This is a genomic window from Arsenicicoccus dermatophilus (assembly GCF_046267915.1).
Classification (GTDB): domain Bacteria; phylum Actinomycetota; class Actinomycetes; order Actinomycetales; family Dermatophilaceae; genus Arsenicicoccus; species Arsenicicoccus dermatophilus_A.
Window position 1 is genome coordinate 2250640 of the sequence record NZ_CP176520.1, and the last position, 13329, is coordinate 2263968.

Genomic DNA, 13329 nt, shown 5'->3' on the forward strand with positions numbered 1-13329 from the left:
TCCTCGATCACGAGACAACGGTGGGCGGCTGCCGACCCCCGGCAGCACGCACGACAGCCCACGCCACGGGTCGGCCGTCAGCCGAATGCTACTGCTAAGTAGGCCATCGTGGTGACCGGGCTCCCGCACCCGGCGTCGCGCGACGGACGAGGGGCCCCACCGGGACGAATCCCGGCGGGCCCCTCGGCACCCGGACCGCTCAGCTGCAGCCGCTGGTGGAGCCGCAGCCCTCGCAGACGTAGCACGACCCGGCAGGTCGCATCTTGGTGCCGCAGGTCAGGCAGATCGGCGCGTCCGAGGCCATGCCCTGCAACTTTTCCATCAGCTCGGCGGAGGAGTGGATCTCCCGCGAGACCTCCCGGGCGTCGGCCGCCCCGGCACCGGACCTCACGGCGTCCGGGCGGATGGCCGGGGCGCGCGAGCCGAACTTCTCCCCCGCCTCGCGGGCCTTCTCCTGCGGCGTCTTGGACGTGGCGACGTCCTGCTGGATCTCGTCGTCGTACTCCCCCTCGTCGTCGTCGGACACGGGTTCGTAGGAACCGGTCTCGAGCTGACGGGCGCGCTCCTCGGCGGAGTAGATCCCCAGCATGGAGCGGGTCTCGAAGTCGAGGTAGTCCAGCGCCAGGCGGCGGAAGACGTAGTCCATCATCGACTGCGCTATCCGGATGTCCGGGTCGTCGGTCAGCCCGGCCGGCTCGAAGCGCTGGTTGGTGAACTTGTCGACATACGTGGACAGCGGCACGCCGTACTGCAGGCCGACGGAGATCGCCATGGAAAAGGCGTCCATCATCCCGGCGAGGGTCGAGCCCTGCTTGCCGAACTTCAGGAAGACCTCGCCGAGCCCGCCGTCGGGGTAGGCGCCGGCGGTGAGGTAGCCCTCGGCGCCGCCCACGGTGAACGACGTGGTCTGGGACTGACGGCGCTTGGGCAGTCGGCGGCGGGTCGGGCGGTAGACGACCTTCTCCACGACCGTGGCCTCGCCCGCGTCCGTCGCGGCCTCGGCCGTGACGGCCACCCGGTCCTCGGCCTGCTTCTTGGTCTCCTGCACCGACAGCGGCTGGCCGACCTTGCAGTTGTCGCGGTAGACCGCGAGCGCCTTGAGGCCGAGCTTCCAGCCCTGCAGGTAGACGTCCTCGATCTCCTCGACGGTGGCGGTCTCGGGGAGGTTGACGGTCTTGGAGATCGCCCCGGACAGGAAGGGCTGGCAGGCGGCCATCATCCGCACGTGACCCATCGGGGAGATGGCGCGGGCGCCCATGGCGCAGTCGAAGACCTCGTAGTGCTCGGGCTTGAGGCCGGGGGCGTCGACGACGTGACCGTGCTCGGCGATGTACTCCACGATCGCCTCGATCGACTCGGCCTGGTAGCCCAGCTTCTTCAGGGCACGCGGGATGGTGAGGTTGACGATCTGCATGGAGCCGCCGCCGACGAGCTTCTTGAACTTCACCAGGGAGAAGTCCGGCTCGATGCCGGTGGTGTCGCAGTCCATCATGAAGCCGATGGTGCCGGTGGGGGCGAGCACCGAGGCCTGGGCGTTGCGGAAGCCGTTGGCGTCGCCGAGGGAGATGACCTGGTCCCAGGCCTGGGTGGCGAGGGCGTGGATCGAGCCGTCCATCTCGTCGAGGGTGCGGATCGCGGCGTTGGCGTCGCGGTGCTGGCGCATCACCCGGTTGTGGGCCTCGGCGTTGCGGGCGTAGCCGGCATACGGCCCGACGACGGCGGCCAGCTCCGCGGAGCGCTTGTATGCCGCGCCGGTGAGCAGCGAGGTGATCGTGGCGGCGAGTGCCCGGCCACCCTCGGAGTCGTAGCCGTGGCCGGTGGCCATGAGCAGGGCGCCCAGGTTGGCGTAGCCGATGCCGAGCTGGCGGTAGCTGCGCGTCGTCTCGCCGATCGGGTCGGTCGGGAAGTCCGCGAAGCAGATGGAGATGTCCATCGCGGTGATGACCAGCTCGACGACCTTGCGGAAGGTCTCGGCGTCGAAGGTGTCGTCGTCGCGCAGGAACTTCAGCAGGTTGAGCGAGGCGAGGTTGCAGGAGGAGTTGTCCAGCGACATGTACTCCGAGCAGGGGTTGGACGCGGTGATCCGGCCGGTCTCGGGGTTGGTGTGCCAGTGGTTGATCGTGTCGTCGTACTGGATGCCCGGGTCGGCGCACTCCCAGGCGGCCTTGGCGACCTTCTTCATCAGGTCGCGGGCGTCGACGTGCTCGATGACCTCGCCGGTCATGCGGGCGCGCAGGCCGAACTCGGCGCCCTCCTCGACGGCGCGCATGAACTCGTCGGAGACGCGCACGGAGTTGTTGGCGTTCTGGTACTGCACCGACACGATGTCGCGGCCGCCGAGGTCCATGTCGAAGCCCGCGTCGCGCAGGGCCCGGATCTTGTCCTCCTCGCGGGCCTTGGTCTCGACGAACTCCTCGATGTCGGGGTGGTCGATGTCCAGGACGACCATCTTGGCCGCGCGGCGGGTGGCGCCGCCGGACTTGATGGTGCCGGCGGAGGCGTCGGCGCCGCGCATGAACGACACCGGGCCGGACGCGGTGCCGCCGGAGGACAGCAGCTCCTTGGACGAGCGGATGCGGGAGAGGTTGAGGCCGGCGCCGGAGCCGCCCTTGAAGATGAAGCCCTCTTCCTTGTACCAGTTCAGGATCGAGTCCATCGAGTCGTCGACGGACAGGATGAAGCAGGCGCTGACCTGCTGCGGGCTGGCCGTCCCGACGTTGAACCACACCGGGGAGTTGAAGCTGAAGACCTGGTGGACCAGCGCGTGGGTGAGCTCGTGCTCGAAGATCTCGGCGTCCTCGGGCGTCGCGAAGTAGCCGTGGTCCTTGCCCGCCTTGACGTAGGTCAGGACCACCCGGTCGACGAGCTGCTTGAGCCCGGTCTCGCGCTTGTCGGTGCCCACCGCGCCGCGGAAGTACTTGGTGGTCACGATGGTGGAGGCGTTGACCGACCAGAAGTCGGGGAACTCCACGCCGCGCTGCTCGAAGATCGTCTCGCCGGTCTTCCAGTTGGTCTGGACGACGTCGCGCTTCTCCCAGGTCACCTGCTCGTAGGGGTGAACCCCGGCAGTGGTGAAGATGCGCTCGATCGTGAGGCCCTTCTTGGCCGACTTGCGCGAACCGGAGCGGGCGCCGACGGTCTCGGTCATGGTCCTGCCTTCCCTGGGGAGTCTTCTGCCGTATGGCGGGGGTGGGTCCCCGGCACACGGGCGTGCGGGGGTGATGGAGTTGGGGTGGGGCGCGGCGCGTCGTCGTCCGGCCGTCGGGCAGACGGCCACCGACGGACGCGCCGGCCCGTCAGTGCGTGGTGGGCGGGCCGTCGCAGCCCGCACGCGCAGGCTCGGCGCCCGTGGGCTCGCGCTCGGCGCGCAGCACGGCGATGGCGGCCTCGAAGTCCTCGAGGGAGTCGAAGGCCTGGTAGACGCTGGCGAACCGGAGGTAGGCGACCTCGTCGAGCTCGCGCAGCGGGCCGAGGATGGCCAGCCCCACCTCGTGGGCCTCGATCTCGGCGTGGCCCTGGGAGCGGATGTGCTCCTCGACCTTCTGCGCGAGCCGGGCCAGGTCGTCCTCGCCGACCGGGCGACCCTGGCAGGCCTTGGACACGCCCTCCTGGATCTTGGCCCGGCTGAACGGCTCGCTCGCGCCGGAGCGCTTGATGACCGTCAGGCTGGTGGACTCCACGGTCGTGAAGCGGCGCTGGCAGGCGGGGCACTGGCGGCGGCGCCGGATCGCGGAGCCGTCGTCGGCGGTACGGCTGTCGATCACCCGGGAGTCGGTGTTGCGGCAGAACGGGCAGTGCATGGCGACTCCTCCTCCCGGGGCTGTGGACGACCCTGTTGACGACCTGTGGTCGAGCGGGCCGCCCCTGTTGACAAAGACGTCCGGCCTGTGGACTACATGTGGATGACTTACAGCGGTGCAACCACTAGATGTAGTGATCCTAGGGCCATAACGCCCCAATGATCCAAAACGTTCACCCCAGTGACGTGTCACTGCAGGTCACACGGCGTGTTGACCCGAGCGTGTCTTAAGTGTCACGCAGGGTTACTAGTGGGTCGGGGTGCGGGGCCGACCCGGGAGCCCGGTCGAGCCCTTGCCGTTGCCCCCAGGGATCGCCGAGCCCTCACCCCGCTCATGGTCGGCCTGCTCCCGCTCGTGGTCGCACTGAGCGTCAGAGCCACCACGGTGCGCGGCGTGCTGATGTTCCTGGCCGCGGCCTCGCTGGTCTACGGCGTCAGCGTGCTCGGCCGCCACCGCCGCTGACCGAGCACACCTACCGGGTCGCCAGGCGGGCGTGTCCACAGCCACTCGTATGACGCCCCGCGCGTGACCCCACGCGGTGGCTAGCGTCGAAGGATGCGTGGACACCGACCCGCCGTACCGCTCCTGCTGACCCTTGCCGTCGCCGGCTGCTCGGCCTCCCCGGTCGCCGCCCCCACCGCCACCCGAGAGCTGCCGCCACCCCTGCGCAGCGGCGCCCCGAGCGCACCCGCCTCCACCGTCCCGCCAGCACCCACCAGCACGGCACCCGCTTCCGCTGCGTCCCCCGCCCGCGGGGACGCCACCGCCGGCATCCCGGCCGCTGCCCGGGCGCACACCCCCGAGGGGGCGGAGGCCTTCGTGCGGTACTTCGTGGACCAGATCAACGTCGCCTGGACCACCCCCCGCACCGGGCTGATCTCCTCCCTGAGCCTCTCCACCTGCAAGAGCTGCGCCAACCTCGAAAAGAGCGCCGCCGACATGGCCGCTACCAGCTCCCACTATGCCGAGCCCACGCTCACCCTGAAGAACGTTGAATACGGCATGGACGAGTTGACCCGTCAGGAGCTCGTGACCGCAGACGTTACTGACACGCCTCAGCCATATGTGACCAAGGGAGGATCGACGCAGTTGGCGAGGCGTAAGGAGATCGCTGCAAGGTCATTCGACGTCGCATGGAGCAGGAACTCGTGGCGCATCAGCGAGATTAAGGTCCTTAAGTGATGACCACCCCTCCTGGGCCACCTCCAGTCATCTCGGCTTCGGCGAATGCGACTGGCCTTCAGATACAAGCACGAATCCGACGCCCAGCCGCAAGGCCCGTCCGATCAGTCCCGCTCTTGCGCGTGCCCCAAACCCACACCGGCCGGTCGGTGGACATCGCTGGGCGCACATATAAGAAAGTCCCCGCTCCGTTCACCACGCCCGAAGCACCCCTCTTCCATCCCGCGACGGGGCACGGCTACTACGGCCCCTACCGGGGCATGGGTTCTTCGGCGGACGTGGCAGACGCGCTCATGAGGACGACCTTCGTGCCGCCCTCGCTCGCCGATCCTTCGCCTCCGGCCGCGACCACTCCCGCCGCACCGGCCGCCCCTGGCGCTCCCCCACCGCCACCGCAGCCGCAGCTGACCTTGCCGATGATCGCCGACGCGTTCGTCAACACGCCCTTCGCCAAGCCCACGGCCCAGATCCAACCGGTCGGCGGGCGCACGCTGGTCACGCTGCCGACCTTCGTGTCCCTGGGGTGGGAGGCCGCGGGCTACGAGCCGGGCGAGACCAGGACCGTGCAGCTGCTCGGGCACGCCGTCGCCATCAGACCCCTCGCGGCGAACTATCTCTACGACTTCGGCGACGGGGCCGTCGGCCCGACGACGCGTCGAGGCGGGCCCTACCCGACCGGGGACGTCAGCTTTGCCTACCGGCACGCCGGCACCTACCAGATCAAGGTCACGGCCACCTACACCGGCGAATTCTCCGTCGACGGCGGACCGTGGACGCCGATCGCCACCACCGTGCCGATCCCAGGGCCGGCGACACCGCTGGACGTTCGGACCAGCCGCAACGAGCTGATCGAGGGTGGCTGACCGTGGCGTCCCGGCCCGGACCGCTCGCCGCGCTGCGCGTCGTGGCGGCCCTGGCCCCCTGACCCGGGCCGCCACGACGCCGTCACCGGCCCCGCCGTCTGCTGCGACCGGCGAGAGGCACGCCCCGCGGTCGTGCGGCGACGCGCGACGAGCACGCCCGCACACCTCGAGGACCCGCACCGCGGGATGATGGAGGAACCCCACGCGGGTGGCCGGCCCGTGGGCAGGAGCTCGCGGCTCAGCGGCCGGGGATGACGAGCTCCTGGCCGGCCATGACCTGGTCCGTGGGCAGGGAGTTGGCGCGCACGATCTCCAGGACCGCCAGGTCGTTGCGCATCCCGGGCAGCTCGCGGGCGGCGACGGAGGACAGGGAGTCACCCGCGACGACCTGCACGGTGCGCCGATGGGGGTCGGCCGGTGCCGCGTGGGCCACGGCGCTCCACGTGGAGAACGCGGCAGCGGCGAGCAGCAGCGTCAGCACGGCCAGCCGCACGAGCCGTCCCCGGCGCGTCAGCCGGAGCCGGCGCCGCGGGGGGTAGACGGCGGCGCCCGTCGGCACGAGACGCAGCTGGGGGCGCGTCGGCGAGTCGGTCGGGTCGGCCGCTCCACCGCGCACGGGTGCTGCACTCATCGTCATCTCCTTGTCCGGCGAGAACGCCGACTCGCTCATGTGTTCGATAGAACGTGTGTACGAAGTTACCGCATCTGCGAGGCCGTTGGGAACGGCTCACGTCGAATCCGTGTTTGAAACACCCGATCGACCCCGGTAGCCTCGTGGCCACGGGAGAGACTCAACCAGGGACCACCGACACACCCTTGGACCGGGCCGCGATCACCCGCCGTCCACGCAGGTCACGACCCGCGACAGAGCAGAGGAAGACCACCATGGCCAAGGTCACGAGCCTGCCCGAGCGGGACGACCGCCCGGCCCTGACGATGCGCCAGCGCAAGATCCTGGAGCACATCCGCAACACCGTGGAGACCAGGGGTTATCCGCCGAGCATCCGTGAGATCGGCGACGCCGTCGGCCTGGCCAGCGTCAGCAGCGTGTCCCACCAGCTGCTCACCCTGGAGCGCAAGGGCTACCTGCGCCGGGACCCCAACCGCCCCCGCGCCATCGAGGTCGTCGCCCCTGAGTGGACCCCGGAGACCTTCTACGCCGAGGCGCTGGGCTCCGTCGACGCGGGTGAGGACACCCAGGCTCGCCCGTCGGCGTCCTACGTGCCCGTCCTGGGCCGCATCGCCGCCGGCACACCCATCACCGCCGAGGAGGCCGTGGAGGACGTGTTCCCCCTCCCCCGGCAGATCGTCGGCGAGGGTCAGCTCTTCCTGCTCAAGGTGGTCGGCGACTCGATGATCGAGGCGGCGATTTGCGACGGCGACTGGGTGGTCGTGCGCCAGCAGCCGGACGCGGACAACGGCGACATCGTCGCGGCCATGCTCGACGGCGAGGCCACCGTCAAGACCTTCCGGCGCCAGGACGGGCACGTGTGGCTGCTCCCTCACAACCCCGCGTTCGAGCCCATCGACGGCGACCACGCCACCGTTCTGGGCAAGGTCACCGCGGTCCTGCGCTCCGTCTGAGCCGCGCGCCGGACCAGGACGCACGGGCCACCCCCTGGGTCGCTCAGGTCAGTCCGAGAGGCAGGCCGGTGGCGTACTCCCCGTCCAGGACCGGCCCCAGGTCCTCCTCGATCCCGAGCCGGTCGGCGAGCGCGGTCAACGAGGCCCCGAGCGGGGCGTCGAGCTGCCAGGTGGCCTCGTCGTCGCCGCGCGTGCGTCCCCGGGTGATGATCGCGACGGGTATGCCGAGCGCGTGGGCCCGGCGGACGAAGCGATAGCCGCTCATCACCTTCAGGCTGGACCCCAGCACCAGCAGCACGGACGCGGACTCGACCAGGCGGTAGGCCTCGTCGACGCGCTCGCGGGGCACCGACTCGCCGAAGTAGACGACGTCGGGCTTGAGGGTGTCGGCTCCGCAGACCAGGCACCGCGCGAGGTGGAAGCCCGCGACCACCTCGTCCGGCAACGCCACGTCGCCGTCCGGGCGGACCTCGTGCGTCGTCGCGCCGAAACCGGGGTTCGCCTCGGCCAGCCGACGCTGGACCGCCTCTCGCGAGGTCCGGTCCTCACAGGTCAGGCAGCGGACGACGGACAGGGTGCCGTGCAGCTCGAGCACGCCGGTCGACCCGGCCTGCTGGTGCAGCCCGTCCACGTTCTGGGTCACCAGTCCGGTGATCATGCCGTGCCCCTGGAGAGCGGCGACGGCGCGGTGGCCGGCGTTGGGCCGGGCGGCGGCGAACCGCTCCCACCCGACGTAGGCGCGCGCCCAGTACCGCCGGCGGGCGTCAGGGGTGGCCGTGAACTCGGCATAGGTCATGGGCTGGACGCGGCGTCGACCGTCCGGGCCGCGGTAGTCGGGGATGCCGGACTCGGTGCTCATGCCCGCGCCGGTGAGGGCGAGGACACCGCCGTCGTGCACGGCACGGGCGATCTGGTCGAGGATCATCGGCTCCACCGCTCCAGTATGCGGTCGTCGAGCGCGCGGACCACCGGTCCCGACATCGCGTCACCCATAGGCTCGCGTAGGTCAGAAGGGACGTTCGATAACCTCTCGTTATAGCATCGGCGTCATGATCGACGCCGCGGGTCTGCGAGTCATGAAGGCCATCGCCGACGAGGGCAGCTTCACCGGAGCCGCGTCGTCGCTGGGGTTCACCCAGCCGGCGATCTCCCAGATGGTCCGGCGGCTGGAGCAGCGCACGGGCACCGCCCTGGTCGAGCGGATCGGCCGGCAGGTGCGGCTGACCGAGGCCGGCGAGGTGCTGGCACGCCACGCCCACGGGGTGCTGGCGGCCCTGGACGCCGCGGAGGAGGAGGTCGCCGCCATCGCAGGCCTGCGGGCCGGGCGGGTGCGGATCCGGTCGTTCCCGTCCGCGACCGCCACGATCGTGCCGGGCGCGCTGGCCCAGGTGCACCGGCAGCACCCCGGCCTGACGGTGACCTTCGGCGAGGATGAGCCGCCCGAGGCCGTCGCGGCGCTGCGCCGGGGCGACTGCGACCTGGTCGTCGGCTTCACCTACGAGGGCACGCGGACGCCCACGGAGGACCCCGACCTGGAGCAGCTGGGCATCACGGCCCTGCTGGTGGACGAGGTGCGACTCGCCCTCCCGGCCGATCACCCGCTCGCCGGCGAGGAGGTCGTCCGGCTGGCCGACCTGGCCGAGGACGACTGGATCGCGGGCTGCCCCCGGTGCCGGGTGCACATGCTGGGGATGGCGGCGGACGCGGGCTTCACGCCGCGCCTGTCCTACGAGACCGAGGACTACGTGGCCCAGCTCGGGCTCGTGGGTGCCGGCCTCGGCGTCGCCCTGATCCCCGACCTGATGCTGCGCCGGGCGAGCAACCCGGGCGTGGCGATCCGACCCCTGGACCCCCCGTCCCGCCGTCACGTCCAGGCGGTCACGACCCCTGACCTGCACAAGGTCCCCGCGGTCGCGGCCACCATCGCCGCCCTGCGCAGCAGCGCCGCGGAGTTCGCGCACGGCCCGGGCGTGACGCCCCGCTGACGCCCGCGGGGCGCCGGGGCACGGGCCTCGTCATCGCCCGCGCCGGGCCAGGCGCAGGTCGGCCCCGTGGCCGAGCACGGCCAGGTCGCCGTCCTGGTCGGTGCGCGCCACGGTGCTTCCCGCCTCCCGCAGCATGGTGAGGGCCGACGGCGCAGGCTGGCCGTAGTCGTTGTCCTTCCCCACGCTGATGAGCGCCAGCGGCGCGTGCACGGAGCGCAGCAGCGCCGGGTCCTGCTTGGCCGAGCCGTGATGGGCGACCTTGAGCACGTCGACGTCGGGCCAGCGACCGCCCGCGGCGCGGCGCACGTCGGCCGCGGCGGCCGGCTCGATGTCGCCGGTGAGCAGCAGACGGGTGCCCCGCACCTCGACGAGCAGCACCAGGCTGGCGTTGTTGGGCACGGATCCGTCGTGGATCTCCCGCCGCGGCCCGAGGACCTGGGCGTGGACGTCGCCCACGTCGAGTCGGTCGCCGGCGCGGGCGACCTGGGCGGTCAGGTGGTGAGCCGCCGCCGAGCGCTCGACCCGGCGGGCCTCACCCTCGGGGTCCCGGGTGCCGGTGACCACCAGCCGGGCGGTCGGGAAGGCCTCGAGGACCTCGTCCAGGCCCCCGCTGTGGTCGTTGTGGAAGTGGCTGACCACGACGGCGTCCAGCTGGTGGATCCCCAGGCGGGACAGGCAGTCCCGGGCCGCCGGACCCGGTGGCCCGACGTCGACGAGCACGCCGCGACCGGGCCCGGAGGACAGCACGATCCCGTCGCCCTGACCCACGTCGCAGACGACGGCCGACCACCCCGTCACCGGCCAGGAGGCGCCGGTCGTCGGCAGGCACCACGCCAGGATCACCACCACGACGGCAGCGGCGAGGACCGGCCGCAGGCGGGCCCACCAGGCCAGGCGCCTGCCGGTGAGGACGAGCAGCACGGTCAGGACCGCCAGCAGGCCGGCCCCGACGGCGCCCTCCGCCCAGGGGATCGAGCCGTAGGGCACGTCCGCCGCCACGCGCGCCACCCGGGCCACGAGCCATGCCGGCACGACGGCCGGCCATGCCAGCAGGTGCGCGAGCGGCACCGACACCGCGGCGACCAGCGCCGTGGCGATCCCCAGCACCGTCGTCGGCCCCACGAAGGGGGCGGCCAGCAGGTTCGCCGGGACGCCCACGAGCGAGACGGCGGGCTGCAGGAGCACCGTCACCGGCCCGCACATCACCTGCGCGGCGACCGGTATGGCGAGCGCCGGCCCCCAGCCTCGGACCCGGGCGGGCAGCCGTCGCCCGACGGCCTCCCCCCAAGGCGTCGCGAAGACCAGCAGCCCGAGCGTCGCGAGCGTCGACAGCACGAACCCGTAGGACCGCGCCAGCCAGGGATCCCACACGAGCAGACCGGCGACGGCCGCTCCCAGGGCCGGGAACGCCGCCCGCTCCCGGTCCGCGGAGATGCCCACGAGGCCGACACCGCCCATCACCGCCGCGCGCAGGACGCTCGGCTCCGGACGGGCCAGGACCACGAAGCCGGCGAGCCCCACGAGCGCGATCGCGGGTCGCAGGCGCCGAGGCAGGCCCACGAGTCCGCACAGGCCCACGACGGCGGCCAGCACCACGCTGACGTTGGACCCCGACACGGCGGACAGGTGGCTCATCTGGACCGTGGTCATGTCGCGGGTCAGGTCCGGCGGGGTGAGGCTGGTGTCGCCGACGACCAGGGCCGGCACCAGCCCGGCGCCGTCGGCCGGCAGCCCCTGGACCGACGCCCGCAGCGCCGCGCGGACGTGCTCGGCGGCTCGCGCCACCGGACCTGGCTCGCGGATCGGCCGGGGCGGACCCCGCACCTGCACCACGGCGACGACCTCGTCCTCGGGCGCGGCGGGAGTCAGCCGCCCGGCAAGGGCGACCGTCTGGCCCCAGCGCATCCGCTGCCAGGCCGGGTCCCGAGCGAAGGCCAGCACCGGGGTGGTCACCCGGCTGACCTGGCCACGCCCCTCCACGGACCGCACCTGCAACCGCACCATGATCGACGGGACACGCTCGTTGCCGCCGTCGAGCGCCCTGGGGTCCGAGGCCACGTCGGCGACGAGGCGGACCACGGCGCGTTGACCGGCGAGCTCGTCCACGGTGCCGGCGGCGCGCACCGCGCGGTGGCCCGCGAGGGCCGTGGTCGTCAGCGCGGTGATCACGCCGCACAGCGCCAGGCTCGGCGCCCACCGTCGCACCCACGCCGGGCGCCGCGGGCGTCGACCCCACCTCGCCGCCGCCAGGGCCCAGGCGAGCGAGCCCACGACGAGCAGCGTCAGCACCCGTCCCGGCTGGGGCAGGGCCCACGCCAGCACCGCCCAGGCGACGCAGGCAGGCAGGAGCAGCCGTACGTCGGCACGGTGGGTCGGCCGCACGTCGTGCAACCAGCGGGAGGGGCGACGCCCGCCGCCGCCACCGCCCAGGCCGACCGCCCGTCTCACCCGCGTCACCCGCTCCCGGCGTACGACCTCGTCGAGCTCGGCCGCGCCGAGGGCCAGGTCGCGGCCGCCCCGTGGACCGGACAGATCCGCGGGGACGCCGTCAGGGAGCCCGGGCCGACTCACGCCCGCACCAGCGGCCGCAGCCGCTCGAGCAGCTTGGGACCGATGCCCTGGACCTCGCCGAGCTCGTCGACGGTGCTGAACCTTCCGTGCTGCGAACGCCACTCGAGGATCCGGCCGCTGATGGCCGGACCGACGCCGGGCAAGGCGTCGAGCTGCTCGGCCGTGGCGCGGTTGAGGTCGACGACGGCACCGACGCCCCCGCCACCCGGGGCGGTCCCGGTGGAGCCGGGTGGGGCCGCACCCCCTGCCACCGCGGTGCCGCCCGCGGCGGCAGGGGGGACGGTCTCACCCGGCCGGGGGACGTAGACCAGCTCCCCGTCCGTCAGCACCCGCGCCTGGTTCAGGGTCGACAGGTCGGCCCCGGGCAGGGCGCCGCCTGCCGCGGTGAGCGCGTCGATCACCCGGGATCCCGGGCCCAGCCGGGCCACCCCACGGCGGCGCACCTGGCCCTGGACGTCCACGACGACACCGGCGGTGCCCGCCCCGGACGAGACACCCGCCACGCCGGGCACCGCAGCCCCAGGGCTCGCCACCGCCGAGGAGCCGGAGCCCGGGGCACTGCCCCGTGTCAGCCCACCGCCCGGGTCCCGCTGGGAACCGGATCCGCTCGCACCCTCCCGGTCGGGACCGCTCACCCGCTCCACGGGCCGTGGCTCGGCCTCCCCGCGGGCGAGAGCGACCCGCACCCCGAAGGTCGCTCCCGCCACGAGCAAGAGCAGGAGCACGGCGAGCACGGCGGTCCAACGCGGTTGCCAGCGGGCGTCGACGAGACGCTCCGGCAGGCTGAGCACCGGGGGCGGCTGCGGCGTCGACCGGAGTCCGGACTCACCGGGTCCCCCGTCCCCGTGATGCTCCGCGGCAGCGGTCGTCGACGGGGGCACGCGCCCCGGGGCCGCACGGCGCCACGCGGAGGGGCCCCGACCGGGGGCAGCGTCGCGTCCGGGGGCTGTCCCGCGAGTCCAGGCATGTCCGCCTCCCGGCGCAGGTGGGTGCCCCGGCTGAGGCTCAGGGGGCTGCGGGGACAGCAGGCCGCGGGCCTCCAGCGCCTCGGGACCGTCGGCCCACCGGACCTCGTTGTCGGGGCGGGTGTCTACGCCGGGGGCCGGCTCGGGCAGGGTCAGCCGCCATCCGGGCTGGTCCTCGGGGGGAGCGGGTCGACGGGCCATGCCGCCACGCTAGGAAGCCCGTCACCCTGGCTCCGACGACGACCATCGGCCTGTGGACGACGTCGTCGGGACCGCGACGCGCTGTGGACAAGCCCAGCCCCGGACGAGGTCCGGCCCCCACCCAGGGAGGGTGAGGGCCGGAGCCGGGAACCCGGCGCGCGGACGCGGGACGGGTCGC

General features: G+C 72.8%; 11 protein-coding genes. 5 read left to right on the forward strand and 6 right to left on the reverse strand.

The annotated features are described in order from the left end of the window. Positions 1 to 199 precede the first annotated feature (199 nt). Entirely contained in the window at positions 200 to 3148 is a 2949-nt protein-coding gene (locus ACK2IS_RS10750) for a vitamin B12-dependent ribonucleotide reductase (protein ID WP_409483328.1), read from the reverse strand. Positions 3149 to 3296: 148 nt separating this feature from the next. Then, positions 3297 to 3800: a transcriptional regulator NrdR gene (nrdR, locus tag ACK2IS_RS10755; RefSeq protein WP_409483329.1), complete on the reverse strand. Its 504-nt coding sequence runs from the start codon at positions 3798 to 3800 to the stop codon at positions 3297 to 3299. A gap of 333 nt (positions 3801 to 4133) precedes the next feature. On the opposite strand from nrdR, the gene ACK2IS_RS10760 reads away from it, so the two are divergent. The 3 genes from ACK2IS_RS10760 (at position 4134) to ACK2IS_RS10770 (ending at position 5845) form a co-directional block, all read left to right on the forward strand. Beyond that, positions 4134 to 4262 carry a hypothetical protein gene (locus ACK2IS_RS10760; RefSeq protein WP_409483330.1) on the forward strand — a complete coding sequence of 43 codons (129 nt, stop codon included), beginning with the start codon at positions 4134 to 4136 and terminating at the stop codon, positions 4260 to 4262. A 93-nt stretch (positions 4263 to 4355) separates the two neighbouring features. Continuing rightward, a complete protein-coding gene (locus ACK2IS_RS10765) occupies positions 4356 to 4982 on the forward strand; it encodes a DUF6318 family protein (protein WP_409483331.1) in 627 nt (208 codons plus the stop codon). A gap of 293 nt (positions 4983 to 5275) precedes the next feature. Further along, positions 5276 to 5845, forward strand: a complete 570-nt coding sequence (locus ACK2IS_RS10770; RefSeq protein ID WP_409483332.1) for a PKD domain-containing protein — start codon at positions 5276 to 5278, stop codon at positions 5843 to 5845. Positions 5846 to 6083: 238 nt separating this feature from the next. Here ACK2IS_RS10770 and ACK2IS_RS10775 read toward each other — a convergent pair whose 3' ends face one another. Then, positions 6084 to 6476, reverse strand: coding sequence for a LysM peptidoglycan-binding domain-containing protein (locus tag ACK2IS_RS10775; RefSeq protein WP_409483333.1), 393 nt, complete (start codon positions 6474 to 6476; stop codon positions 6084 to 6086). Positions 6477 to 6730: 254 nt separating this feature from the next. On the opposite strand from ACK2IS_RS10775, the gene lexA reads away from it, so the two are divergent. Continuing rightward, complete coding sequence (lexA, locus tag ACK2IS_RS10780; RefSeq protein ID WP_409483334.1) at positions 6731 to 7429, forward strand: transcriptional repressor LexA; 699 nt, start codon at positions 6731 to 6733, stop codon at positions 7427 to 7429. Between the two features lie 43 nt (positions 7430 to 7472). On the opposite strand, the gene ACK2IS_RS10785 is transcribed toward lexA, so the two are convergent. Then, positions 7473 to 8354, reverse strand: a complete 882-nt coding sequence (locus tag ACK2IS_RS10785) for an NAD-dependent protein deacetylase (protein WP_409485665.1) — start codon at positions 8352 to 8354, stop codon at positions 7473 to 7475. A 124-nt stretch (positions 8355 to 8478) separates the two neighbouring features. On the opposite strand from ACK2IS_RS10785, the gene ACK2IS_RS10790 reads away from it, so the two are divergent. Further along, positions 8479 to 9414 carry a LysR family transcriptional regulator gene (locus ACK2IS_RS10790; RefSeq protein WP_409483335.1) on the forward strand — a complete coding sequence of 312 codons (936 nt, stop codon included), beginning with the start codon at positions 8479 to 8481 and terminating at the stop codon, positions 9412 to 9414. Between the two features lie 30 nt (positions 9415 to 9444). Here the strand turns inward: ACK2IS_RS10790 and ACK2IS_RS10795 are convergent, their stop codons facing one another. Both ACK2IS_RS10795 and ACK2IS_RS10800 read right to left on the reverse strand, forming a co-directional pair. After that, on the reverse strand, positions 9445 to 11985 hold the full coding sequence (locus tag ACK2IS_RS10795) for a DNA internalization-related competence protein ComEC/Rec2 (protein ID WP_409483336.1): 2541 nt from the start codon (positions 11983 to 11985) through the stop codon (positions 9445 to 9447). Then, positions 11982 to 12776 carry a ComEA family DNA-binding protein gene (locus tag ACK2IS_RS10800; RefSeq protein ID WP_409483337.1) on the reverse strand — a complete coding sequence of 265 codons (795 nt, stop codon included), beginning with the start codon at positions 12774 to 12776 and terminating at the stop codon, positions 11982 to 11984. The genes ACK2IS_RS10795 and ACK2IS_RS10800 overlap by 4 nt, the downstream gene beginning before the upstream one ends. Positions 12777 to 13329 lie beyond the last annotated feature (553 nt).

Coding starts and splice junctions, on each gene's coding strand:
- ACK2IS_RS10750 (WP_409483328.1), bottom strand. CDS start 3,148: ATGACCGAGACCGTCGGCGCCCGCTCCGGTTCGCGCAAGTCGGCCAAG.
- nrdR (WP_409483329.1), bottom strand. CDS start 3,800: ATGCACTGCCCGTTCTGCCGCAACACCGACTCCCGGGTGATCGACAGC.
- ACK2IS_RS10760 (WP_409483330.1), top strand. CDS start 4,134: ATGGTCGGCCTGCTCCCGCTCGTGGTCGCACTGAGCGTCAGAGCCACC.
- ACK2IS_RS10765 (WP_409483331.1), top strand. CDS start 4,356: ATGCGTGGACACCGACCCGCCGTACCGCTCCTGCTGACCCTTGCCGTC.
- ACK2IS_RS10770 (WP_409483332.1), top strand. CDS start 5,276: ATGAGGACGACCTTCGTGCCGCCCTCGCTCGCCGATCCTTCGCCTCCG.
- ACK2IS_RS10775 (WP_409483333.1), bottom strand. CDS start 6,476: ATGAGTGCAGCACCCGTGCGCGGTGGAGCGGCCGACCCGACCGACTCG.
- lexA (WP_409483334.1), top strand. CDS start 6,731: ATGGCCAAGGTCACGAGCCTGCCCGAGCGGGACGACCGCCCGGCCCTG.
- ACK2IS_RS10785 (WP_409485665.1), bottom strand. CDS start 8,354: ATGATCCTCGACCAGATCGCCCGTGCCGTGCACGACGGCGGTGTCCTC.
- ACK2IS_RS10790 (WP_409483335.1), top strand. CDS start 8,479: ATGATCGACGCCGCGGGTCTGCGAGTCATGAAGGCCATCGCCGACGAG.